The sequence below is a fragment of the Ignavibacteria bacterium genome (assembly GCA_015709655.1).
Classification (GTDB): domain Bacteria; phylum Bacteroidota; class Ignavibacteria; order Kapaibacteriales; family Kapaibacteriaceae; genus OLB6.
The window spans coordinates 2,156,508-2,181,443 of the sequence record CP054181.1 but is presented as its reverse complement, the minus strand read 5'-3'; the positions used below and the strand labels follow the sequence as shown (position 1 = coordinate 2,181,443).

The 24,936-nt window shown below is 50.7% G+C and carries 17 protein-coding genes, 2 tRNA genes, 3 rRNA genes and 1 pseudogene; 3 read left to right on the top strand and 20 right to left on the bottom strand.

From position 1 onward, the window contains the following. Nucleotides 1-2,005: 2,005 nt before the first annotated feature. The 13 genes and pseudogenes from HRU79_08760 to HRU79_08700 all read right to left on the bottom strand — a co-directional run bounded on the left by HRU79_08760 (nucleotide 2,006) and on the right by HRU79_08700 (nucleotide 14,992). The gene (locus tag HRU79_08760) at nucleotides 2,006-2,272 is read right to left on the bottom strand and encodes a helix-turn-helix transcriptional regulator (protein ID QOJ26729.1); all 267 of its coding nucleotides are present in this window, start codon (nucleotides 2,270-2,272) and stop codon (nucleotides 2,006-2,008) included. A 3-nt stretch (nucleotides 2,273-2,275) separates the two neighbouring features. Then, complete coding sequence (locus tag HRU79_08755) at nucleotides 2,276-2,812, bottom strand: DUF2975 domain-containing protein (protein QOJ26728.1); 537 nt, start codon at nucleotides 2,810-2,812, stop codon at nucleotides 2,276-2,278. A gap of 1,139 nt (nucleotides 2,813-3,951) precedes the next feature. Next, nucleotides 3,952-4,356, bottom strand: coding sequence for a hypothetical protein (locus HRU79_08750; protein QOJ26727.1), 405 nt, complete (start codon nucleotides 4,354-4,356; stop codon nucleotides 3,952-3,954). A gap of 86 nt (nucleotides 4,357-4,442) precedes the next feature. Beyond that, nucleotides 4,443-4,766, bottom strand: a complete 324-nt coding sequence (locus tag HRU79_08745) for a hypothetical protein (GenBank protein QOJ26726.1) — start codon at nucleotides 4,764-4,766, stop codon at nucleotides 4,443-4,445. Continuing rightward, entirely contained in the window at nucleotides 4,763-5,146 is a 384-nt protein-coding gene (locus HRU79_08740) for a hypothetical protein (protein QOJ26725.1), read from the bottom strand. Before HRU79_08740 ends, HRU79_08745 begins: the two co-directional genes overlap by 4 nt. Before the next feature lie 261 nt (nucleotides 5,147-5,407). After that, nucleotides 5,408-6,715 carry a T9SS type A sorting domain-containing protein gene (locus tag HRU79_08735; protein ID QOJ26724.1) on the bottom strand — a complete coding sequence of 436 codons (1,308 nt, stop codon included), beginning with the start codon at nucleotides 6,713-6,715 and terminating at the stop codon, nucleotides 5,408-5,410. Nucleotides 6,716-6,718: 3 nt separating this feature from the next. Continuing rightward, nucleotides 6,719-8,980: a M4 family metallopeptidase gene (locus HRU79_08730; GenBank protein ID QOJ26723.1), complete on the bottom strand. Its 2,262-nt coding sequence runs from the start codon at nucleotides 8,978-8,980 to the stop codon at nucleotides 6,719-6,721. Further along, nucleotides 8,977-10,125, bottom strand: coding sequence for a hypothetical protein (locus HRU79_08725; protein QOJ26722.1), 1,149 nt, complete (start codon nucleotides 10,123-10,125; stop codon nucleotides 8,977-8,979). The genes HRU79_08730 and HRU79_08725 overlap by 4 nt, the downstream gene beginning before the upstream one ends. A gap of 660 nt (nucleotides 10,126-10,785) precedes the next feature. Continuing rightward, a complete protein-coding gene (locus HRU79_08720) occupies nucleotides 10,786-11,463 on the bottom strand; it encodes a transposase (GenBank protein ID QOJ26721.1) in 678 nt (225 codons plus the stop codon). 922 nt (nucleotides 11,464-12,385) lie between these two features. Then, nucleotides 12,386-12,931, bottom strand: coding sequence for a hypothetical protein (locus tag HRU79_08715; protein ID QOJ26720.1), 546 nt, complete (start codon nucleotides 12,929-12,931; stop codon nucleotides 12,386-12,388). Nucleotides 12,932-13,095: 164 nt separating this feature from the next. Next, nucleotides 13,096-13,407: a transposase gene (locus HRU79_08710; GenBank protein QOJ26719.1), complete on the bottom strand. Its 312-nt coding sequence runs from the start codon at nucleotides 13,405-13,407 to the stop codon at nucleotides 13,096-13,098. Nucleotides 13,408-13,817: 410 nt separating this feature from the next. Then, a pseudogene (locus HRU79_08705) lies at nucleotides 13,818-14,753 on the bottom strand (IS3 family transposase). Then, a complete protein-coding gene (locus tag HRU79_08700) occupies nucleotides 14,702-14,992 on the bottom strand; it encodes a helix-turn-helix domain-containing protein (protein ID QOJ26718.1) in 291 nt (96 codons plus the stop codon). Before HRU79_08700 ends, HRU79_08705 begins: the two are co-directional and overlap by 52 nt. A gap of 598 nt (nucleotides 14,993-15,590) precedes the next feature. On the opposite strand from HRU79_08700, the gene HRU79_08695 reads away from it, so the two are divergent. The 3 genes from HRU79_08695 to HRU79_08685 all read left to right on the top strand — a co-directional run bounded on the left by HRU79_08695 (nucleotide 15,591) and on the right by HRU79_08685 (nucleotide 16,716). After that, entirely contained in the window at nucleotides 15,591-15,881 is a 291-nt protein-coding gene (locus tag HRU79_08695) for a transposase (GenBank protein ID QOJ26717.1), read from the top strand. A 5-nt stretch (nucleotides 15,882-15,886) separates the two neighbouring features. Then, nucleotides 15,887-16,456 (top strand): IS3 family transposase, encoded by a 570-nt coding sequence (locus HRU79_08690; GenBank protein QOJ26716.1) that lies wholly within the window; start codon nucleotides 15,887-15,889, stop codon nucleotides 16,454-16,456. 152 nt (nucleotides 16,457-16,608) lie between these two features. After that, complete coding sequence (locus tag HRU79_08685) at nucleotides 16,609-16,716, top strand: hypothetical protein (GenBank protein QOJ27305.1); 108 nt, start codon at nucleotides 16,609-16,611, stop codon at nucleotides 16,714-16,716. A 907-nt stretch (nucleotides 16,717-17,623) separates the two neighbouring features. On the opposite strand, the gene HRU79_08680 is transcribed toward HRU79_08685, so the two are convergent. The 7 genes from HRU79_08680 to HRU79_08650 all read right to left on the bottom strand — a co-directional run bounded on the left by HRU79_08680 (nucleotide 17,624) and on the right by HRU79_08650 (nucleotide 24,804). Continuing rightward, nucleotides 17,624-17,878 (bottom strand): hypothetical protein, encoded by a 255-nt coding sequence (locus HRU79_08680; GenBank protein QOJ26715.1) that lies wholly within the window; start codon nucleotides 17,876-17,878, stop codon nucleotides 17,624-17,626. 93 nt (nucleotides 17,879-17,971) lie between these two features. Beyond that, nucleotides 17,972-18,919 carry a hypothetical protein gene (locus HRU79_08675; GenBank protein QOJ26714.1) on the bottom strand — a complete coding sequence of 316 codons (948 nt, stop codon included), beginning with the start codon at nucleotides 18,917-18,919 and terminating at the stop codon, nucleotides 17,972-17,974. 780 nt (nucleotides 18,920-19,699) lie between these two features. After that, nucleotides 19,700-19,816, bottom strand: a 5S ribosomal RNA gene (rrf, locus tag HRU79_08670). A gap of 165 nt (nucleotides 19,817-19,981) precedes the next feature. Next, a 23S ribosomal RNA gene (locus HRU79_08665) occupies nucleotides 19,982-22,780 on the bottom strand. A 251-nt stretch (nucleotides 22,781-23,031) separates the two neighbouring features. Continuing rightward, a tRNA-Ala gene (locus HRU79_08660) sits at nucleotides 23,032-23,104 on the bottom strand. Nucleotides 23,105-23,132: 28 nt separating this feature from the next. After that, nucleotides 23,133-23,206, bottom strand: a tRNA-Ile gene (locus HRU79_08655). Between the two features lie 104 nt (nucleotides 23,207-23,310). Then, a 16S ribosomal RNA gene (locus tag HRU79_08650) occupies nucleotides 23,311-24,804 on the bottom strand. Together the 16S, 23S and 5S rRNA genes with 2 tRNA genes alongside form the textbook arrangement of a ribosomal RNA operon. Between the last annotated feature and the right edge of the window lie 132 nt (nucleotides 24,805-24,936).

The following is a 24,936-nucleotide window of genomic DNA, read 5'->3' as shown; positions in this document are numbered from 1 at the left end:
CTTGGTTTTTTTGAGTTATTTGGAATCGCCCTATCCCCAAACACTCCCCAACCTCTGAATGTTGGAAGAGGGGTTGAGGTGCATGGTACGAGAGGGCCCTGCAGAGTCATCTTGCTATTCGCACTGCATATATGCGCCCTACCACGGGGCAGTTACTTTCCCGACCATTGTGTAATCCCGTAAACCCCGATTCGAACAACCGTGGAGGCAGGGGGCTCACATGCACATAACATCATAAACATCATTATTTTTCTGTTGGGGTGAGCCTAATGTTATCACCGCGAGAACCCGTAGGGGCGATCCCGCATGGTCGCCCTGTACGAATGCGAATACCAATAGATAAACCGTTGTAGAGGCGGTTAGCATCAGCCCTCCACGAAACAACAGAGTAAACGATAGTTCCGTAGGCGCGACCCCGCATGGTCGCCTTGTACGAATGCAAATACCAATAGATAAACCGTTGTAGGGGCGGTTAGCATCCGCCAATACGATACAGCGTAATTTTCGATATGATACCGGAGGGGCGACCCCGTGTGGTCGCCCGGTACGAATCCACATATCAATCGGTAAACCATTGTAGGGGGCGGTTAGCATCCGCCGACACGATACATCGTAATTTTCGATATGATACCGGAGGGGCGACCCCGTGTGGTCGTCCTGTACAATTACGCATACCAATCGATAAATCATTGTAGGGGCGGATGACATCCGCCCTCCACGAAACATCATGATTTTCGATATGATGCTGTAGGGGCGACCCGTGTGGTCGCCCGGTACGAGTCCGCATACCAAACGACAAACCATTGTAGGGGGCAGTTAGCATCCACCGACACGATATATCGTAATTTTCGATATGATATCGTAGGGGCGACCCCGCGTGGTCGCCCGGTACGAGTCCACATATCAATCGATAAACCGTTGTAGGGGGCGGTTAGCATCCGCCAATACGATACATCGTTATTTTCGATATGATACCGTAGGGGCGACCCCGCGTGGTCGCCCTGTACGAGTCCACATATCAATCGATAAACCGTTGTATGGGGCGGTTAGCATCCACCGACACGATACATCATGATTTTCGATATGATGCTGTAGGAGCGACCCCGCGTGGTCGCCCGGTACGAATCCACATATCAATCGGTAAACCGTTGTAGGGGGCGGTTAGCATCCGCCGACACGATACATCGTAATTTTCGATATGATATCGTAGGGGCGACCCCGCGTGGTCGCCCGGTACGAATCCGCATATCAATCGATAAACCGTTGTATGGGGCGGTTAGCATCCACCAATACGATACATCGTAATTATCGATATGATACCGTAGGAGCGACCCCGCGTGGTCGCCCTGTACGAATCCACATATCAATCGATAATTCGTTGTAGGGGGCGGTTAGCATCCGCCCTCGCGAAACAACAGGGTAAACGATAATTCTGTAGGGGCGACCCCGCGTGGTCGCCCGGTACGAATCCGCATATCAATCGATAAACCGTTGTATGGGGCGGTTAGCATCCACCGACACGATACATCATGATTTTCGATATGAAACCATATGGCTGCCCTGCATGTTAATCCACACGGGTACATCACGAACATTAGACACATGGCCGTGCGCTCCTACCTCCTGGAAATCGTGATTTAGACAAAGTGGGCGCGTCACATTTTCTATGATACTCCTACTTTACTACAAAAGCAATTGCTCCGGAATTTCTCAGACTTTAATGTAGGCTGCGCAACGCAGCCGACCGGTTGAGCTGTGTAGGTAGGTGGTGAGGCACGATGGTGGCGGAGGTGGGGGTGGGGCCCGAAGGGCCGTAGTCCGTCCGCTCGGGATTTATGGCGCAGTTCGGTTGTGCAAGAGGGTTGTGTTTTACCGCAATGTGGATGTGAAACCGTGGCGGCGGCCCCGTGTGGTCGTCCACATGGGTAGGTCACGACAATCGGGTGTGTACACCATTACCACGGTCGTACCCAAGATGGAGCGCAAGACTGGTCTGCTTCAAGGTTCAAATCTGGCTCTTGCCCCGTGTTGTCACTGCAGCAATTTCAGAGGTACTGGTTTTATTCTCATTTCTTCTGTATTCTAAAATGTCACCGGGCTGACAGTCCAGTGCATTGCAAACTGCTTCCAGAGTGCTAAATCGAATTGCCTTTGCCTTACCTGTTTTTAAGATGGAAAGGTTCGATAACGTTAAACCAACTCTGTCTGATAGTTCATTAAGAGAGATTTTGCGTTTGGCCATCATTACATCTAGGTTTACGATAATTGGCATTGCTTACACAGTTAAATCGTTTTCGTTTTGGAGATCGACACCTTTTTTGAATATCGTTGCGATGATATATACAACTGCACCCATCAGAATAAACGCCTGACTATCCACCCAAAACTGGTGTAAGTTGTCGGGCACAAAACCATAATGAAGCAAAGAATTGGTTAGCCGTCTGGCGATATAACTTAGAAGTCCAATTGATATGGTACAGTAGCTAATCTGCAAAATCTGTCTTGAAACAAAGCTGTTGAACGGCTTTGATAATTCCATTTTGTGCATCATCCTAATCACAATGTAGAATAAAACGGCTTTGAGGACCGATATAATCAGAATAAAGCCGTACACACCAAAAAACGTCAGCTTGCTCTGTGCAAACATTTCGGATAAGTCCAGCTTTTGATACAGATTCTGGATAGCACTGGGTTCGTACAGACTGAAAAAGAAGTTGACTACCAAGCCTCCTGCTTCTACAGACAGTCCAATAAAAATGAGCCATGCAACAATATAGAGGCCCCAATAAATGAAGTTTGGAGTTATTGACATCGTAAATTCCATATACATCGTTCACAACAAAATTAATCATAATTTATCGTTTATCAATATTTTTTCATGATTATTCGATATATTTTTTCTGATTCATTGTCCTATACACAAAAACAGGGCCTGCCTTCCTTCCCTGTTGCTACCAAGGGGAGCAGTTTGACTACTGAAGTAGATCTGGGCTTTTAATCTCAGGAGATTTGCAGCTCATAGATTCTGCTGGCAAACTGGCCGTACACAACGCGACAATGTCAGATACAACCTATCGGAACACAACGATTTATCGGTTAACAGTACGGCATCACTTCCTTGATAGGAGCGTACAGTTATTGAAAAACTCCCGTGGAACACTCATAATTGGCAAATGCATATCGTGGGTTTGTCCAGTTGTCTGGAACCATGCTTCCCGCAATCTGCGGCCGAGATTGCACTTTTTTTTGGAGTCAGAATCATGTGCATGCCAGGAGCAGGAGAGCAGCACGGAAGAATCGTTCTTAACTGATGTACAGCTACCGCTGGCCCAAACGAATCAGGCTCAGCGTATAGGTGGAACACGCCTCCGGGAAGAAGTAAATATTTTGTTTTCTTCTTTGCTCGCCTGCTGTTTTACTACTGTCTGTCCGCAAGAGGTGTTTCTCCGGATCTTCCTTTGCGCACTGTGCCCGACACCCCTGCTTCTCCCAATCACAGGTATTTCTTCTTTCAGTTATACATCTGATTTGCTGCAATACCGCGTTTACAGCTTGTCTGTGCTATCCCGTATTGCCCTGCTTCTTCCAGGATCGTCAGTTTCAATTCCTTACTTCTGTCCCATTTGTTACTCCTTGCTTGTGTGAAATTACAATTAGGAGCCTACTCCAGCTATTTAGGGGGCTAAAAAGGTGATACGTCACATTTTCTATGATACTCCTACTTTACTACTACAGCAATTGCTCCGGAATTTCTCAGACTTTAATGTAGGCTGCGCAACGCAGCCGACCGGTTGAGCTGTGTAGGTAGGTGGTGATGCACGATGGTGGCGGAGGTGGGGGTGGGGCCCGAAGGGCCGTAGTCCGTCCGCTCGGGATTTATGGCGCAGTTCGGTCGTGCAAGAGGGTTGTGTTTGACCTTAAGAATGCATATGAATTCGTTATGGCTACCCTTCATGGTCGCCCATATGGGTACGTCATGAACATTTGACACGAGGCCGTGCACTCCAACTCCCTGTCACGAACACTGCAGGAATCGGTCAGAATTTGCGCAAGGCTTGAGGAGAGGATACATTGCTCATTCCACCATGAAGTAGCATGTGGATACGCTTTTGGGGGTTCGTACAAGGCACAGGTACATTCCGTTGTTAATATGGTAACATCTAACGGTATTGCCGATGCTCCACTTGCTACTTGCACACCGCCGAGCTGCAGAATTGCACGTGAGCCTACTACGTTATAGACTTCGATATCCACCACTACTTCACCGTTTGTTATGATATCTAACAGGGCTGTGGCATGAGCCGGGTTGGGACGGATAGAGACCGAGGTAAGCGGAGCCCGTGCGGCCGGTGGCACTGTTTTCTTGTATGTCCGTTACCGAAAGCCCCTACGCAAAACAACTCCCCTACCAACAATGTGCAGGTACTTGCCAAGTACATTGCTTATAGAGAGAATTGGCTTCCCGCCGGAGGGGCATTGTCGTTGTTCCAGGTCTGACCGCCATCGGTCGTTACGAATACATTACCCGTAGTGTCACCAACAAATCCAAGTTGCGGTGTGATGAACTCGATGCACGTGATAGCCGAGGGAAAATCATAGTTAGCATGCTGCCACGTAGTACCGGCATTGGTGGTATAAACCAACCGCTTGTTCCATAATGCCGAATCTGTGCGTGAGCGCACATACGAGCCGGCAACCCAAACGGTGGATGTGTCTATAGCATGAATGAGGTTGGCGTAGAAGGCCTTGCCTTTGGATAAATTCAATCACCGAAACGAAGATTCTTTACATCATTACCATTACCTGCAACGCGCACCGTTTCATACACAGCAAAGACACCCTGTATAAACAAAAGGCCAAACCAAGACCCCTGCATGTTGCAGCCGTTCACCTGTGAAACAATAGGGCCACCCGGTTGGACGGTGTCCGAATTCCAGGTTCTTCCTTCATTACTTGATTGATGATGTACAAAGGTTTCCAACACGAGTAGTTTTGCATCCTGTTCGTATCCAAGAGCAACAAAACCTGAATCATCGGGATAACTTGGCTTTAGAATTATCTCCCAGTTGTTACCACCGTTTGTTGTCTTTTTAGTGACTGGCTTGACATGTAAATACCTTGGTGTCCATCGAACATCACCAGCCACTCAGTCGGGGTATTCGATCCATTAGCCACCTGCGACCACGTCCTTCCACTATCAAGTGAGCGATATACACCATTCTGTACAAGAAAGACCGTATCAGCAGAGGTTAAGAATGCATATGAATTCGTTATGGCTACCCTTCATGGTCGCCCATATGGGTACGTCATGAACATTTGACACGAGGCCGTGCACTCCAACTCCCTGTCACGAACACTGCAGGAATCGGTCAGAATTTGCGCAAGGCTTGAGGAGAGGATACATTGCTCATTCCACCATGAAGTAGCATGTGGATACGCTTTTGGGGGTTCGTACAAGGCACAGGTACATTCCCGTTGTTAATATGGTAACATCTAACGGTATTGCCGATGCTCCACTTGCTACTTGCACACCGCCGAGCTGCAGAATTGCACGTGAGCCTACTACGTTATAGACTTCGATATCCACCACTACTTCACCGTTTGTTATGATATCTAACAGGGCTGTGGCATGAGCCGGGTTGGGACGGATAGAGACCGAGGTAAGCGGAGCCCGTGCGGCCGGTGGCACTGTTTCTTGTATGTCCGTTACCGAAAGCCCCCTACGCAAAACAACTCCCCTACCAACAATGTGCAGGTACTTGCCAAGTACATTGCTTATAGAGAGAATTGGCTTCCCGCCGGAGGGGGCATTGTCGTTGTTCCAGGTCTGACCGCCATCGGTCGTTACGAATACATTACCCGTAGTGTCACCAACAAATCCAAGTTGCGGTGTGATGAACTCGATGCACGTGATAGCCGAGGGAAAATCATAGTTAGCATGCTGCCACGTAGTACCGGCATTGGTGGTATAAACCAACCGCTTGTTCCATAATGCCGAATCTGTGCGTGAGCGCACATACGAGCCGGCAACCCAAACGGTGGATGTGTCTATAGCATGAATGAGGTTGGCGTAGAAGGCCTTGCCTTTGGATAAATTCCAATCACCGAAACGAAGATTCTTTACATCATTACCATTACCTGCAACGCGCACCGTTTCATACACAGCAAAGACACCCTGTATAAACAAAAGGCCAAACCAAGACCCCTGCATGTTGCAGCCGTTCACCTGTGAAACAATAGGGCCACCCGGTTGGACGGTGTCCGAATTCCAGGTTCTTCCTTCATTACTTGATTGATGATGTACAAAGGTTTCCAACACGAGTAGTTTTGCATCCTGTTCGTATCCAAGAGCAACAAAACCTGAATCATCGGGATAACTTGGCTTTAGAATTATCTCCCAGTTGTTACCACCGTTTGTTGTCTTTTTTAGTGACTGGCTTGACATGTAAATACCTTGGTGTCCATCGAACATCACCAGCCACTCAGTCGGGGTATTCGATCCATTAGCCACCTGCGACCACGTCCTTCCACTATCAAGTGAGCGATATACACCATTCTGTACAAGAAAGACCGTATCAGCAGAGGTAAATATGCATTGCTTTACAGCTTGCCTGTTCTGATGCTCGTCGTATCCAACTAGTACTGTGTATTGGGCCAACAGTGGTGTTGCCCAACACATCAAACAAAACGCTGCCACGAAGAGTTCTTTTTTCATTGCTCACTCCACCAAGAAGTAGCATGTGGATATGCTTTCGGGGGTTCGTACAAGGCACAGGTACAGTCCTGCTGCTAATGTGGTAACATCTAACGGAATTGCCGATGCTCCGCTTGCCACTTGCACGCCGCCGAGCTGCAGAATTGCACGTGAACCTACTAGGTTATTGACTTCGATATCCACCACTACATTACGGTTTGTTACGATATCTAACATGGCTGTGGCATGGGCCGGGTTGGGGCGAATGGAGATGGAAAGTGGGTATGTTCTATGTGATAGAGGTAAACTCGAATCAAGCTGGCTTTCTAGTACAGATGTTCCACCCACCTTGGCAACCCACGTCGAACATGGCTGCTGAATCCGTGCATGAAAGTATCCTCCGGCATCAACTCTTGTCCCCGTGCGCATGTGTATGTACCTGCCCGAAGTAGTGGTAAGGTGTCCGTTATCCTTTACCCAAAGTCCGTTGCCTAATGGTGGGATACATGTTCGATATGCTCTGGTGCTTACGGCTACCGCAGGACTGTTATAGACATCGAATGTTCCGCAAGCATTTTCGCCCAGGCCTTCGTACACTCCAACGGCATGCCATGCATTAATTACGCTGTACAATGCGGGTGTGCCGTACTCAAGGTCTGTGTAGTATGCCGTAGCAATGCCGGCATCAACAAAGTCCGATGCCGATGTTAGATATCCATTGGTTAAAACAGCGTAACAGATATCCGAGGCGATGGTTGTTCCAACACCATCTACCACAATAAAGTTCTGTTGTGTTATCGGATAACAGCAGTGGTCATTCGAGGCTGTATCGCCCTCGGTAAGTAAATAGAACCACCGCGCCAACACACCCGACTTGGCATACACATCGCCACTCCAGTTGAGTCCGCAGTATGTACGAGCACCCTGGCTGGCCGTGGGCTCTTTTAGGTTTCGCGGATAATTGCTTTCGAGCGATGTACACTCACCACCGGCTTTCCATGTGCCGCACTGGTCCGACTGGCTACCCACATAACACTCTACCATCTCACCAAAGATGTCTGCAAAGCCCTCGTTTAAGACCTTAGCTTCAGAGGCACCTTGATTTTGGAGGTCTGCAAGTGTATTCTCGATAAAACCATGGGTCCACTCGTGTGCGACAACGTCGAGGTTGGTCATGTAGTCGTGGCAATGAGATGTAGAATTATCATCTGAGAAAATAGCGCCATTCGAATACATTGCCCCGACAATATCTGAAGTCAATTTCTGTACCATCACCTTTGTCGTATCCAATGGTCCCCCAGGTCTTCCCAGCCCATGCTGAAAATAGTCGTATGTTCTCATAGCCCCCCAATGTGCTTGGGTAAAGCCATCCAGGGCAGCGTACCACGTGGTGCCCTGGTTAGTAACATCATTGCTTTCATACTTGGTTTGGATTCTTCTGCATGGATCGTAGAGGCGATAGCGTGTTGGATTTGACTGTGGAATTTCTTCAGTGTGTATGGTCTGTTGGCCGTTGTACACAGTATAGACCGTTGCCGTTGTGGGATTACAATTGCCACTGCGCAGGGACGTGCGCCGAAGTTCGTTGCCAGTGGTGGGATCCAGGTAGATGCGGTATGCATAGCTCGGCGTTACGGAGTGGATATCTACCCTGTAGGCAAGGACAAGATTCTTTGCTTCTACGGCAAGTGTATCGGCATTCCTGGTAAACACCAGTGTTGGCGTTGGATAGTAGGTGGCATAGGCATTGCCGGTACTTAGTTTTATCATGGCCTCTTGGCTTTCGTTCTCCCAAGCGTATTCGTCGGAAGTAAGGTAAGCAAGTGCTAGCTCGCGTGCCCGCGCTACCGATACCGATGTTGCACCGGTGGCGGTAAGACCTATTACAAATTTCCCATTAACGCTTTGCACATTCCCCGACTTGTCGGCATGAAACACTACGTCAGCCCCCTCTATTGGTATGCCTTTGTAGTGTTGGAGATACTTGGTATGCGTCCAACCATTCTTGTCTATATGGCTTGCGATTATCTCTAACGCGTCGTTATCGGCAAAACCGAACCGAGAACTGTTCTTGGTAATGAATTTCTGTACCGATGTTTGGGCAGAATCAGCAACGATAAGCCAGCCATGCTTGCGCAGATCCGGTCTGGTGGTTAGTGCATCGGCCGTAGAAGCAAGCTGAGAGTACAGTGGTACTGATAGTACCGGTATCGCGATAACAAACCATGTCACGCGGTGCAGGGCACTGCATCCGTAATGCGCGGCTGCCGGTTGGCGTATAATCACCTTGGTATCCCTTCCAATTTAGCAAGACGTTCCTCCAGCGCTGTATTCTGTTCAGATAATTGAACAAGGTACAGAGTAAGCTCTTCGATCTTCTCCAAGAGCTTTGCATTCATTGTCCCAATGCCAACACCGCTGTGTTGTACATTCTGTGATGTGGGGATTCCCGGAAGGTGACCGTTGTTACTAATAAACCGTTTTACTTCAGCAAGGGACATTAGCTCATACCCCTTCTCGAACACATAGTCCGGCCAATCGTCAAGCGTCACAAAAAACTCCTTTGCTACGGCTGCACCATCAACATGCAGCTTAATGTTTTCTGTGGGAATAGATGTGCTGCATAGATTGTCGCCAATTACAACCTCTCCCATTGAGGTAATGCGCAATGCCGAGCGCTCTACCGAACTCACAACGTGGGTAATGTGCAGCATTGGATAGGTATTGCTTGCTGGGGCATGAATTTGCAACAATGCATCAGGGAAACGCTCGCCAACGCCTACTGTGCCGTTAGACTGAATGGCAATGCCCTTAAAGTCAGACTCGAACACCGTGCCGCTACTAACTGCATCTTGATCTACAGCAAGAACCAACGCTTCAAACGTCTGCGATGGCGGAACAATGTCTTCAGAAACACCGACGGTAGCCGATATTCTTTCACCAACTACGTTACGGAAATTTGCACCATCGTAGTATGCATTAAAGCCAAGGAACTTTCCGCCTCCGTCATGAAACGCTATAAACTCCCCAATCTGCACCAGCTCGTGGGCGTTGGTAGTGCCTATCGCAATTCTTCCAAGGTCAGTGATGCGCATACGCTCCACATCGGGTCCGCCATTTGGATGCGTTGTAGCAAATTTTATAGACGACCCCGGATCGCGCGTAGAAAGAATCAGGTTTGCAGCGCTCTGATCTACTACAATTGAAAAATCATTTACTGCCTCGAGCGACGAGAAGCCAGGGCCACCAGCGTTCAAGCTGAGTGTTGCGTGGACATCGCCAATACACGCTGGGGCCTGAGCTGGTCCGTTTGACGTAAACCGCAGGGAAGGGCTCCCGCTCTCCAGCAGATGCAGTGTGTATGGGAGGGTATATACATTGGCACATGTGCACATGTTATTTGGCTCGGATATACGAAGGCGGTAACCCATACGGTCTCCAGCTATCGCACCAACAGCACAACCCTGACTAGCAGCGGGGATTGGTGATGCCGTGACAAAAAAGACACATGCAGCCCATGGCAACAGTAGAGCGATTATTTTTGACTCTGCCGAAACGAATTCTGTTAGATACATACTATACCCCCGAGAATTGTGGCTAGAAATACACGGTGACCTCACCAAAATAACACCCCAATTGAGAACTGGTTACATTAATTTCTACAACAACTACTAAATAACTTGGACGGTACTGCTTCAGAGGAAACTGGCGATTAAAGAAGGTTGAGGCAAATTTGTGACGTTTTTCAGATGATTGTATGTGATTTTACAAATTTGGATATTCTCAAGAAGCATCATGCATTATTGCTCTGCTGATGTTTGGTCAGATCGTAGTGGCTCCGGAGAACATTTAGTGGCGTGACATATCTCGGTGCGGAGTGATATCTCTGCGTACCGGGCTAACCTCCGCTTTTTCGCAGGCGGATTCCTAATTGTCAGTTAATTGAATATCTCGTTAGTTGTTTCTTCAATGTTGATGATTGTGGCAATGATACGTTGTAGTTAGCTAACTACTCGGCTGTCGACGTATTGCCGATGCCGCTCTGTATGCGTTCGTGGTTGTAGGATAGCACCCATCTGGAAAGAACATTATTAGCATGTCTCAGATCGATAAAGGTGTATTGGCTGCAAATGACACTCTCGACGATGCAGTCGTTGTATCAACTCTTCACATCGAGCACCGCCAGCATCATGGATATGTATGGACTTAATATCGAATTCAAGATGCGTCAGTGGCTGCGTTGGATTCTGCGCCAGCTCCTTGATCCATTGCTTGCTGATCGTGCTCCGCACGGGCTTGCTGTTGAGCAGTCCGTGCTTCGACATCAATCGGTACACCTTCTTCTTGTTGATCAGAAGCTTGTGCTTGTGCTTACGCCGAAGCCACTTGGTGATCGTGATGTAGCCAACATCAACAAACTCCCGTTCCAGTTCCGCAATGATCACGGCAGGAAGCTGTTCTTCTGTCCAAACTCTGCCGGTGACATCCAGCGTCGTTGATGTAGCTCTCCGACCACGGATGCCGCCCTTCGGCAGTAGAATGCGCTCTCTGAGACACCCGCTATCGCTAAGACACTGCGTGTACAGGCTCCCGCGGCTACATACTCGCGGGCAATCATGAGCCGCTCCTGAGCCGTTGTTCTGTTTTTTTAGCAGACTATCTTTAATCCGCAAGGCTAGTGCCTGATCGGCGATCATCTCTTTTAGGGCCTGATTCTCTAACCGAAGTCGGTGGGTCTCAGGATCGTCTTTGCGTACTGTGCCCGACACCCCTGCTTCTCCCAATCACAGGTATTTCTTCTTTCAGTGATACATCTGATTTGCAGCAATACCGTGTTTACGGCTTGTCTGTGCTATCCCGTATTGCCCTGCTTCTTCCAGGATCGTCAGTTTCATTTCCTTAATTCTGCGGCGGTAGGTTCCCATTTGTTACTCCTTGCTTGTGTGAAATTACAATTAGGAGCCTGCTCCAGCTATTTAGGGGGCTAAAATGGTGATACGTCACATTTTCTTTGATACTCCTACTTTACTACAAAAGCAATTGCTCCGGAATTTCTCAGGTTTTAATGTAGGCTGCGCAACGCAGCCGACCGGTTGAGCTGTGTAGGTAGGTGGTGAGGCACGATGGTGGCGGAGGTGGGGGTGGGGCCCGAAGGGCCGTAGTCCGTCCGCTCGGGATTTATGGCGCAGTTCGGTCGTGCAAGAGGGTTGTGTTTGACCGCAATGTGGATGTGAAACCGTGGCGCCTGACCCGCATGGTCGCCCGGTACGAATCCACATATCAATCGATAAATCGTTGTAGGGGGCGGATGACATCCGCCCTCCACGAAACATCATGATGTTCGATATGATGCCGTAGGGGCGACCCCGTGTGGTCGCCCGGTACGAGTCCGCATACCAAACGATAAATCGTTGTAGGGGGCGGATGACATCCGCCCTCCACGAAACATCATGATGTTCGATATGATGCTGTAGGGGCGACTGATCCCGGCCTAATTCGAGGTACGAAAGTTTAAGTACAACATACTGATCGATTGCGTTGATACCAATCAACTTCGAATTGCACGGGCGAGAGTCCACCGATTGACGTGTGTCTGCGGCGTTGGTTGTAGAACAGATGTGTCCATCGATAGATGGCGACCTGCGGCATGTTCGACGTTACGAAATGGAAAGTGATGCATCAACTCGGTCTTCATCGTGGCCCAAAACGATTCCATCGGAGCATTGTCATAGCAGTCGCCTGATGAGCCCATGCTACTAACGAGGCCGTACTTCTTGAGCTCATCTTTGAATGCATATGAGTTGTACCTGCCCTCCTTGGTCGGAGTGGAAGATGATGGCGCAGCTCTAATGTCCTGTGCTTCAGCCGACGCGCGATCACGGCTTGATGGAATGCTTTGAACAACGCTCCAACATGCAAATCATGCGAAACGTGGATACCAAGAATGCGGTGCGATGCTTGATCCTTGATCGCCACGGCGTAGATCTTTGGACCGATCGCCGGAAGCTCAGAATAGTCGCTCAGCCACAGTTCGTCCAGTTCAGTCCTGTGGAACGCGCGCTGCACGAGATCCGATGAGGGGTGATACGTCTCCGATAGATTCGTCGTTGCCATGCATTTCCATGTGTTCTTGCATTGAACAGGCATACCGTTTTGCTTCATGAGCCGACGAACCCGAGTCTCTTCCGACACGTCTCCCGCCTTTCCTGATATCATGAGCGATCCACTCAGCACCATAGCTCCTCTCCGTTGCCTGATAGATCTCATTGATCTGAGCAAGCAGTTCGCGATCTTCTTGCTTGCGCTTCCCTCAACACCCTTGCGCCACTGATAGTAGCCATCACGGAAGCTTGCAAGACTCGACACATCACGTCTAACGGCCACGTTTCGAGCGATGACGCTCAATGAAGTCGTATCTCATCTCGGCCGTTGAGAGAAGATACCGATGGCATTTTTAGGATGTCGCGCTCCTGAGTCACCACCTTCAATTCACGACGCAGTCGGGCGTTTTCCTCGGCGCTCGCTTCCAAAGCATCTGGCTGTGATGATTTGCTCTTCTTATCTGCCTGTATCCAAGCATACAGCGTTTTAGCATCGATGCCAAGGTCACGGGCGATACTGGACTTCTGACGCTCGGGATGGTCCCTTACTAGACGCAGCGCTTCAGCTCTAAACTGAGCCTCTATTGGCTGCCGTGTACGTTTACCTGCCATTGCGGTTCTCCTTTCTTGAATTGAAAAATACAGTTTATCTTTCTGTACCTCAATTCAGGCCGGGTTCAGACACCGTGTGGTCGCCCGGTACGAATCGGCATACCAATCGATAAACCGTTGTAGGGGGCGGATGACATCCGCCCTCCACGAAACATCATGATGTTCGATATGATGCTGTAGGGGCGACACCGTGTGGTCGCCCGGTACGAATCCACATATCAATCGATAATTCGTTGTAGGGGGCGGTTAGCATCCGCCAATACGATACATCGTTATTTTCGATATGATACCGTAGGGGCGACCCCGCGTGGTCGCCCTGTACGAGTCCACATATCAATCGATAAACCGTTGTAGGGGGCGGTTAGCATCCGCCAATACGATACTGGTGTGGTCCTACAAAAATGGACACATTAGTGTAGGTGTTTTTGATTACGAAAGTAGTTGTTTTCAAAGTCAACGGGGGTTGTATATCCAAGTGTTGAATGCAGTCGTCTGCGATTATAGATGTTCTCGATGTAGTGTGCTGCCTGACGCTTTAGGTGCTCGAGATCAACGAAGTTGATGTCGTTGAATTCTTCGGTCTTGAGCGTGGCAAAAAAGGATTCTACTGGTGCGTTGTCCCAGCAGTTTCCCTTGCGGCTCATGCTCTGCGTTGCTTTGCAGTAGTCAGTCAGAAACTGGCGGTAGCCAGCGGCAGCATACTGCGAACCGCGATCACTATGAATGAGCATGCCGGTGGCATAAGAACGGTTCTTCCAGGCCTTCCAGAGTGCCGTGATGGTGAGCTGTTGCGTGATCGTCTCTGACAGATGCCAGCCAATGATGCGACGCGAGAACAAATCCATCACCACCGCCAAGTACACATAGCCACCGTTGGTCGGCACATAGGTGATGTCGGCTGCCCAGACGGTGTTCGGTGCCGTGACGGTAAAGTTGCGCTTGAGCCGGTTTTCGGCCACCGGGTGCTGATGCTGCGAATCGGTGGTCTGCACGGATGCGCGCCTGGGCGTGCGCTTGACACGGATGCCGTCTTCCCGCATCAGCCGGCGTACTTTGTGGCGGCCAGCCACGAGATTGCGTCGGTGGAGTTCCTCGATCATCCGGCGGCTGCCGATTGTATGCCTGGAGTTCTCATCAATCGTGCGTATGGCAAGCACTAGCTCACGCTCATCGGCACTGTGCCGAGGTTCGGGGCGCTTCAACCAGGCATAGTAGCCGCTGGCACTCACCTGCAGCACATGACACTGCAGGCGCACCGGCCAACAGTGCTGATGGTTTTTGATAAACATGTATTTCAGTCCCTTCCCGGCGAAGCGGCAAAGATCGACATCGCTTTTTTTAAAATAGCCAGCTCCATTTCTGCACGCTCGGCGCGCCTGCGCAAGGCCCGTACTTCGGCGGCTAGCTCGTCAGGTGTCTTCTGTCCGGCAGCTGCTGCAGCTCCAAGCGTACGCTTCCAGTACGATAGTCGCTTGACGTCGATGCCAAGCTCACGGGCCACCGAGGCCAGCGTACGTCCCGCAGCTACCATCTCCAGGGCGCGACGTTTAAATGTTTCATCATAAAAATGTGGTGCGTGTTTCATTGCTCTTTCCTAAGGTTTTGGGAAAATTACACCTTTTCCGTAGTGTCCACTTTTTCAGGACCACTCCAATACATCGTTATTTTCGATATGATACCGTAGGGGCGACCCCGCGTGGTCGCCCTGTACGAGTCCACATATCAATCGATAAACCGTTGTATGGGGCGGTTAGCATCCACCGACACGATACATCGTAATTTTCGATATGATACCGTAGGGGCGACCCCGAGTGGTCGCCCTGTACGAGTCCGCATACCAATCAATAAACCGTTGTAGAGACGGTTAGCATTCACCAACACGATACATCGTAATTTTCGATATGATACCGTAGGGGCGACCCCGCGTGGTCGCCCGGTACGAATCCACATTTCAATCGATAAATCGTTGTAGGGGGCGGATGACATCCGCCCTCCACGAAACATCATGATGTTCGATATGATGCTGTAGAGGCGACCCCGCATGGTCGCCCGGTACGAGTCCGCATACCAATCAATAAACCGTTGTAGAGACGGTTAGCATTCACCGACACGATATGGAGTGGTCCTGAAAAAGTGGACACTACGGGGAAGGTGTAATTTTCCAAAAATCTAAGGAAAGAGCAATGAAACATCCACCTCGCATTTATGATGAAGCATTTAAACGTCGCGCCCTGGAGATGGTAGCTGCGGGACGTACGCTGGCCTCGGTGGCCCGTGAGCTTGGCATCGACGTCAAGCGACTATCGTACTGGAAGCGTACGCTTGGAGCTGCAGCAGCTGCCGGGCAGAAGACACCTGACGAGCTTGCCGCCGAAGTACGAGCCTTGCGTAAGCGCGCTGAGCGTGCAGAAATGGAACTGGCCATTTTAAAAAAAGCGATGTCGATCTTTGCCGCTCCGCCGGGAAGGGACTGAAATACATGTTTATCAACAACCACCGGCACTGTTGGCCGGTGCGCCTGCAGTGCCATGTGCTGCAGGTGAGTGCCAGCGGCTACTATGCCTGGTTAAAGCGACCTGAACCTCAGCTTAGTGACGATGAGCGCAAGCTGGTGCGTGCCATGCGCGAGATTGATGAGAAGTCCAACCATACCTTCGGCAGCCGCCGGATGTACAAGGAACTGCGGCGAGGCAACCTTGTGGCAGGCCGTCACAAAATGCGCCGGCTGATGCGGGAAGACGGCATCCGTGTCAAGCGCACGCCCAGGCGTGCGTTGGTGCAAACTACCGACTCGCAACATCAGCACCCGGTGGCCGACAATCGGCTCAATCGCAACTTTACCGTCACGAAACCGAACACCGTCTGGGCTGCCGACATCACCTATGTACAGACCAACGCTGGCTATGTACTTGGCGGTGGTGATGGATTTGTTCTCGCGTCGCATCATTGGCTGGCATCTGTCAGAGACGATCACGCAACAGCTCACCATCACGGCACTCTGGAAGGCCTGGAAGAACCGTTCTTATGCCACCGGCATGCTCATTCATAGTGATCGCGGTTCGCAGTATGCTGCGGCAGGCTATCGCCAGTTTCTGACTGACTACTGTAAAGCAACGCAGAGCATGAGCCGCAAGGGAAACTGCTGGGACAACGCACCAGTAGAATCCTTTTGCCACGCTCAAGACCGAAGAATTCAACGACATCAACTTCGTCGATCTCGAGCACCTGAAGCGTCAGGCAGCACACTACATCGAGAACATTTATAATCGCAGACGACTGCATTCAACACTTGATATACAACCCCGTTGACTTTGAAAACAACTACTTTCGTAACCAAAACACCTACCCTAATGTGTCCATTTTTATGGGACCACCTCAATACATCGTAATTTTCGCAATGTGGATGTGAAACCGTGGCGCCTGACCCGCATGGTCGCCCGGTACGAATCCACATATCAATCGATAAATCGTTGTAGGGGGCGGATGACATCCGCCCTCCACGAAACATCATGATGTTCGATATGATGCCGTAGGGGCGACCCCGTGTGGTCACCCGGTACGAGTCCGCATACCAAACGACAAACCATTGTAGGGGGCGGTTTGCATCCGCCAATACGATACATCGTAATTTTCGATATGATACCGTAGGGGCGACCCCGCGTGGTCGCCCTGTACGAATCCAGATATCAATCGACAATTCGTTGTAGGGGACGGTTAGCATCCGCCGACACGATACATCATGATATTCGATATGATGCTGTAGGGGCGACACCGTGTGGTCGCCCGGTACGAGTCCGCATACCAAACGATAAACCGTTGTAGAGACGGTTAGCATCCACCGACACGATACATCATGATATTCGATATGATGCCGTAGGGGCGACCCCGTATGGTCGTCCGTCCCGTGTGGTCGCCCATTACGAAACATCATAAAAACGATAAACACGCAGGGGCAGGTTTCAAACCTGCCCGCACGAATCACCCTTGAAAACAATGCGAATCGCAGAGGCGCCCTCATGTGATCGCTCACACTTTGTGGTCACCCTACGCGGAACAGAAAAACAATTACCATGTTCATTCGGGATGTATTTCAACCCGTCCCCCCCCTTACATCCTGTTTACCCAAATATTCATGAATCTGGCTCCCCCTCCCTAAAACCATTAGGGGTTTGGGGAGGGGGCTGGGGAATGGGGCCGTAACAGCTACAATAATTAATTACTCTACTTGAATTTTGATTCCCTGAACAACATTGAAGTCCGACGAATCCATGGTAAGAATATACACTCCCTTGGAATCCTGTGGCAGAGGTAATGTTACAGATATTGGGCCACTGCCTTCCCACAGGGTTGCAATACGCCGTCCCTTCAAATCATATAGCGATATACGAGCCCGACACCGGGGACCCGTGATCTCTACTTCAACAGCACTGCCAACTGTTGGTTGAATGATTTTCATTTTCGGTACTGCCATTTCTTGTGTATACTGTTGATTTGTAGCAGCCACGCGGCTGAATGCAGTCACCGGAGGATCCAATGTCATTCCAATAGCCAGTGAGTCCGCCCGCTACACCTCAGCGCATGCCCAGTAATCATTCAGGTAACCCCGACCTTGCTTGTACGACAGATATACATTCATGAGTGGCTCAGGTAGCGACGTACTTTCGAAAAGTACCGGAGCGCATATACGCGCAGAGTCGGATTCATGATATGCAATCAAATCGTCAAGAATCCAGTGCATCAGGGTATCATAAAACGTTGGATGGTTGATCAGCCTTGATGGAGCACTTAATGTTGACGGCATTCCCTTATACAGGGTTGACATAGAGAAGGAGCTATGAATCATCGCCGAAGTCATTCCTAATGGGGAACTGCCCCAGCGGTACGGTACAGCACGGAGATAAACCGAATCGCCCCATGCAGAAGCTGGCAACGCGACAGAAAACATCGTTGATACAGCATCCGTTCCACCCGTTGCAACCAACATGTTTCCCGGGTTGGGCATAATGCAAACACTATCTATCGTAGCAATACTGCTATCCGTTAAATTCACCAATTCTACAATAAAAGATGATGTGTCTGGCAATATACCAGCATCCTGCAGTGATAGTTGCACCTCGCGCCACGTAGTCGGAACGTCGGCATTCGGATCTACTGGGTACGAGGAATTACCTGATTCAGTACATTTTTGTTCCACTGCCACCATGCGATAGAAGCTTACCGCACCGTGTGGCGGAGCAATAAAAGGCTTGGTTACGATAGTATTTTCTAACAAAACATCACGTCCTCTAACCGGACTACCTTCAGTAATTGAAGAAGGCAGATTCTCGTTGCGCCACTGCGACTCTGACAATTGCATGAGAAGGCGATCGGACGTACCCTGGGAAGAATGAATACGGAACTCACCAATCTGATAAATCACTGTAAGGGAATCAAATTTATCTTTAATTTCCCCATACCAGAGATACCGATAGTCCATTGGTTTAACGTATGTAATGTCTGTACTATCCCTCATGCTAAAGGCTATTGATGGCAATAGCAATTGGATAGCGAAAAAGGAACTAAGCAATCGGGTAAACATACCAACCTCACAAGTGTATTTAGTGGATTCTTATTGTGGTAAACAATACACAGTAACAGACTGACCACACTTTGATTCTCCGGAAAGCTTGCAGGCTAGTTCAGCCATTGCATAACATGAAGGGTCATAGATTTCCTTACAACTTGAAATCGGCTGCGTACAAGATTCAGTTGATCCCAGCAAATAGCCATACTTACATTTGAAGACAGGAGGACAAGAAAATGTTGGGCAAGTGAACGTTTCAGGTGTATTCTCATCACAATATGTAGTCGCTCCTACAACCCACGGACAACTTCCAACACAGTTCAGTGTACACTCGAACGGTTGCTCCTTACAGCGATACAATTTTTGTTTAGCACCGTGCCCAGTGGCAGGATCTATGAAATTCATTACTATGCAACATGGGTATTGACAGTCTGGTGTATTGCCGTTACGCACTGTTGCTGCAGTGGCAGTATGTAATACCGGCCACACTTAAATCAATAGCAAAGTCACTATTGACAACAGCGGAGTTTGCATGATCGTATCCCTCATAACGTCACCTTTTTGGTAGTACAAATAATGCGGATTATTGTAACACTGCTGTCAACTTAATAATCATAATAATGAAAAAAAAAATCTTTTTTATAAGTCTATACTTTTTGTCCCAAAATTTAGCCGTAGCCTATAAAAAAAGCCCCCAACCCAATGAAGGGAGGGGGCTAGGGAAAAAGTACCTGGCGACTACCTACTCTGCCACACCAGTTCAGATGCAGTACCATCGGCACAACGGGGCTTAACGACTCTGTTCGGAAAGGGAAGAGGTGTGACCCCCGCGTGATCATCACCAGGAAAGATTTCAAACGGAGCACAGCACGGTAGTGGTGTGCGTGACCTTGTGCCGGCAGTGGTGGTGTGTGTAAACAACGGGGCAGAAGCTGCAGAACAACGCAGGCAAGCGCAAGAGCTGAATGAGTCGGGCACGCGTCCATGGTGACATGAAGCGCGAAGCGTATTATTGGCAAGTCCTCGGACAATTAGTACCTCTCGGCTCCACCTGTTACCAGGCGTCCACCTGAGGCCTATCGACCGGGTCATCTCCCCGGGTCCTTACTTGTTGGGATGTCTCATCTTGGAGTGGGTTTCGTGCTTGAGATGCTTTCAGCACTTATCCTTCCCGGACATGGCTACTCTGCCGTGCCACTGGCGTGACAACAGATACACCGTCGGTCCGGTCATTCCGGTCCTCTCGTACTAAGAACGAGTCTCCTCAAACATCCTGCGCCCGCATAGGATAGGGACCGAACTGTCTCACGACGTTCTGAACCCAGCTCACGTACCGCTTTAATTGGCGAACAGCCAAACCCTTGGGACCTTCTCCAGCCCCAGGATGCGATGAGCCGACATCGAGGTGCCAAACCTTGCCGTCGATATGGACTCTTGGGCAAGATCAGCCTGTTATCCCTAGCGTACCTTTTATCCTTTGAGCGACGGCCCTTCCACGCAGTGCCGCCGGATCACTAAGACCTGCTTTCGCACCTGTTCGGGATGTCTCCCTCACAGTCAAGCTCCCTTTTGCCTTTGCGCGCTGTGCACGATTACCAACCGTGCTGAGGGAACCTTGGTAAGCCTCCGTTACTCTTTAGGAGGCGACCGCCCCAGTCAAACTGCCCACCTAGCACTGTTCCCGCCGATCCACTCGGCCGGGTTAGAATTCGATCACACCAAGGGTGGTATTTCACCATTGACTCGACAAGCCCCGCAAGGCCTGCTTCAGCGTCTCCCACCTATCCTACGCATGGGGTGACCAAATCCAATACTAAGCTACAGTAAAGGTGCATAGGGTCTCTCCGTCCATATGCGGGTAACCGGCGTCTTCACCGGTACCACAATTTCGCCGAGCCCGTGCTTGAGACAGTGCCCAGATCGTTACACCATTCGTGCAGGTCGGAACTTACCCGACAAGGAATTTCGCTACCTTAGGACCGTTATAGTTACGGCCGCCGTTTACCGGGGCTTCGATTCAAAGCTTCGCCTTACGGCTGACCTCTCCTCTTAACCTTCCGGCACCGGGCAGGTGTCACACCCTATACGTCCACTTGACGTGTTAGCAGAGTGCTGTGTTTATGGTAAACAGTCGCCTGGGCCATTTCTCTGCGGCCATCTTGCGATGGCACCCCTTCTCCCGAAGTTACGGGGTCAATTTGCCGAGTTCCTTAAGCACGGCTCACTCGCGCGCCTGAGTATCTTCTACCCGTCTACCTGTGTCGGTTTGCGGTACGGTCGCCATAGCTGGCTTTTCTTGGCAGCGTTCATACAATGCAGGGATAGCCATTAACCCTGATTGCACTACGGCTGCGTCACCTGTTAGTGCTATGGCGGGGCAGGAATATTATAATGTTGCCTGCTTCCCATCAGCTACGCCTCTCGGCCTCGCCTTAGGGGCCGCCTGACCCGGAGTCGACGAACGGAGCTCCGGAAACCTTAGACTTTCGGCGCGGGGGATTCTCGCCCCCGTTATCGCTACTCATGCCTACATAGGCTCTTCCATAACCTCCACCACACCTCACGATGCGGCTTCGCCGGTAATGGAATGCTCCCCTACCGCTCTAGTTTACACTAGAGCCCACGGCTTCGGTGAACTGCTTAGTCCCGAGTATTGTCGGCGCACCGTCGCTCGACCAGTGAGCTATTACGCACTCTTTGAATGAGTGGCTGCTTCTAAGCCAACATCCTGGCTGTCTCTGCAACGGTACATCCTTTCCCTGTGAGCAGTTACTTGGGGACCTTAGCCGGTGGTCTGGGTTGTTTCCCTCTCGGCTGCGAAGCTTATCCCTCGCAGCCTCACTCCCGTGGATCTGTCGTCGGTATTTGCGGTTTATCTGGGGTCGGTACCGTTGTGACAGCCCTAGCCCAATCAGAGCCCTACCTCCGCGACAGTTACCACGAGGCTGTTCCTAAAAACATTTCGGGGAGTACGAGCTATCACCGTGTTTGATTGGCCTTTCACCCCTATCCACAGGTCATCCGAGTAGTTTTCAACCCACACCGGTTCGGACCTCCACGTGGTGTTACCCACGCTTCATCCTGCCCATGGATAGATCACACGGTTTCGCGTCTGCCGCCACATACTAATCGCCCTATTCAGACTCGCTTTCGCTACGGGTGCGGATATCCATATCCTTACCCTGGCATGTGACGAGCAACTCGTAGGCTCATTAAGCAAAAGGCACGCCGTCACCCCAGTAAACTGGGGCTCCGACCGTTTGTAGGCACATGGTTTCAGGTTCTTTTCACTCCCTTCTGAAGGGTTCTTTTCACCTTTCCCTCACGGTACTGGTTCACTATCGGTCACAGAGGAGTATTTAGCCTTGGAGGGTGGTCCCCCCGGGTTCACACAGGATTTCTCGTGTCCCGCGCTACTCAGGATACCCCAGGGCCGTCAGTGATGTCGCATACCGGGCTCTCACCGTCTATGGCCGGCCTTCCCAGGCCGTTCTGCTATCACCTTCGGTCCCCTGGCGGGGTCCTACAACCCCGGCACTACTTGCGTAATGCCGGTTTGGGCTCTTCCCGGTTCGCTCGCCACTACTACGGGAATCTCTGTTGATGTCTTCTCCTCCGGGTACTGAGATGTTTCACTTCCCCGGGTTTGCTCCCTTGCGGGTGGTGGGACATGACTCCCACCGGGTTGCCCCATTCGGATATCCGCGGATCGGTGCATGCGTCCTGCTCCCCGCGGCGTTTCGCCGGTTGCTGCGTCCTTCATCGCCTCTCTGTGCCAAGGCATCCGCCATGTGCCCTTGTCAAACTTGCCTTGCTTCATGCTCCATGTTCTCATGGCGCGTGTGTCTCTCGACGTTCTTCTTTTCTTGTGCTCGCTTAATTGTTTTTTCTTTTCTTCTGTTCCCGAGTTCACGACCCCTGTGCCATTGCCGGCACGAAGTCACGTCCTCTGGAATTCTGTTTGCTCGTGTTTCGGTAATTACCGTGGTCGGGTAATTACCGCCAAGTATTGTTTCTTTCTTTCTTGGAAAAAAATGTTCATGTTGTCAAAGAACGGTGTGTGGACCCAAGCGGGATCGAACCGCTGACCTCCTACATGCGAAGCAGGCGCTCTCCCAGCTGAGCTATGGGCCCTTATGAACACTGCCGTGTTCGGTAAACGTGGGCCGGAGTGGACTTGAACCACCGGCCTCACGCTTATCAGGCGTGTGCTCTAACCAGCTGAGCTACCGGCCCCTATGAGCGGGTTGCGCATTGTCACCAAAGAACACTTGGTGTCCTTTAACAACGGGAAGCTTCAGCGCAAACAGCGCTGAGTAGATGGCTTACGCCATCGAACTCCTTAGAAAGGAGGTGATCCAGCCGCACCTTCCGGTACGGCTACCTTGTTACGACTTAGCCCCAGTCACCGATTTCGCCTTCGACGGTATCACTACCGGCTTCGGGCGCCCCCGGCTTCCATGGCTTGACGGGCGGTGTGTACAAGGCCCGGGAACGTATTCACCGCGGCGTGCTGATCCGCGATTACTAGCGATTCCACCTTCATGGAGTCGAGTTGCAGACTCCAATCCGAACTGAGACCGGCTTTGGGGATTTTCTCTGCCTTGCGGCTTTGCCCATTGTACCGGCCATTGTATCACGTGTGTAGCCCCGGACGTAAGGGCCATGATGACTTGACGTCATCCCCACCTTCCTCTCTACTTGCGTAGGCAGTCTCTCCAGAGTGCCCGGCCTAACCGCTGGCAACTGAAGATAGGGGTTGCGCTCGTTGCGGGACTTAACCCAACACCTCACGGCACGAGCTGACGACAGCCATGCAGCACCTCTGCAGGTTCCCGACTTTACGGGTCCGTCGACTTTCATCTCTGTACTTCCTGCACTTCAAGCCCGGGTAAGGTTCTTCGCGTTGCATCGAATTAAACCACATGATCCACCGCTTGTGCGGGCCCCCGTCAATTCCTTTGAGTTTCAACCTTGCGATCGTACTCCCCAGGTGGTATGCTTAACAGATTCCCTTCGGCACTGAATCATTGCTGATCCAACACCAAGCATACATCGTTTAGGGCGTGGACTACCAGGGTATCTAATCCTGTTTGATCCCCACGCTTTCGTGCCTAAGCGTCAGTGCCGAGCCAGGTGACCGCCTTCGCCACCGGTGTTCCTCCTGATATCTACGCATTTCACTGCTACACCAGGAATTCCATCACCCTCTCTCGGACTCAAGCCATGCCGTATCAAAGGCACCCTCCGGGTTAAGCCCGGAGATTTCACCTCTGACGCACACGGCCGCCTGCGCACCCTTTATACCCAGTAATTCCGGACAACGCTCGGGTCCTACGTATTACCGCGGCTGCTGGCACGTAGTTAGCCGACCCTTCCTTTGACGGTACCGTCCCAGAGCCCTGAAGGCTCCTTTCGTCCCGTCCGACAGTGGTTTACAGGGCTGAGCCCCGTCATCCCACACGCGGCATTGCTGGTTCAGGATTGCTCCCATTGACCAATATTCCTCACTGCTGCCTCCCGTAGGAGTCTGGACCGTGTCTCAGTTCCAGTGTGGCTGTTCGTCCTCTCAGACCAGCTACTGATCGTGGCCTTGGTGAGCCGTTACCTCACCAACTAGCTAATCAGACGCAGGCTCATCCCTATCCGCCCAAAGGCTTTGATCTCTCGACCTCATCAGATATTAGCGCCGGTTTCCCGACGTTATGTCTGTGATAGGGGCAGATCACCTACGTGTTACTCACCCGTCCGCCAGTGATATTGCTATCCCTCGACTTGCATGTGTTAAGCATGCCGCCAGCGTTCGTCCTGAGCCAGGATCAAACTCTCCGTTGGATCGTTTGAGTCCATAGTTAGTTTATCCCGGCTGTTGCGCTGTACATCTCAAACTGTTCAGTTGTATTGACGGGGTAGGTCGTGTGTTACCTACCCATTAAATTTTGCTTCCCGTTGTCAAAGAACACCGC

Coding starts and splice junctions, on each gene's coding strand:
- HRU79_08760 (QOJ26729.1), bottom strand. CDS start 2,272: ATGCCAATTATCGTAAACCTAGATGTAATGATGGCCAAACGCAAAATC.
- HRU79_08755 (QOJ26728.1), bottom strand. CDS start 2,812: ATGTCAATAACTCCAAACTTCATTTATTGGGGCCTCTATATTGTTGCA.
- HRU79_08735 (QOJ26724.1), bottom strand. CDS start 6,715: ATGAAAAAAGAACTCTTCGTGGCAGCGTTTTGTTTGATGTGTTGGGCA.
- HRU79_08725 (QOJ26722.1), bottom strand. CDS start 10,125: ATGGGTTACCGCCTTCGTATATCCGAGCCAAATAACATGTGCACATGT.
- HRU79_08715 (QOJ26720.1), bottom strand. CDS start 12,931: ATGGTGCTGAGTGGATCGCTCATGATATCAGGAAAGGCGGGAGACGTG.
- HRU79_08710 (QOJ26719.1), bottom strand. CDS start 13,407: ATGGCAGGTAAACGTACACGGCAGCCAATAGAGGCTCAGTTTAGAGCT.
- HRU79_08700 (QOJ26718.1), bottom strand. CDS start 14,992: ATGAAACACGCACCACATTTTTATGATGAAACATTTAAACGTCGCGCC.
- HRU79_08695 (QOJ26717.1), top strand. CDS start 15,591: ATGAAACATCCACCTCGCATTTATGATGAAGCATTTAAACGTCGCGCC.
- HRU79_08690 (QOJ26716.1), top strand. CDS start 15,887: ATGTTTATCAACAACCACCGGCACTGTTGGCCGGTGCGCCTGCAGTGC.
- HRU79_08680 (QOJ26715.1), bottom strand. CDS start 17,878: ATGGCAGTACCGAAAATGAAAATCATTCAACCAACAGTTGGCAGTGCT.
- HRU79_08675 (QOJ26714.1), bottom strand. CDS start 18,919: ATGAGGGATAGTACAGACATTACATACGTTAAACCAATGGACTATCGG.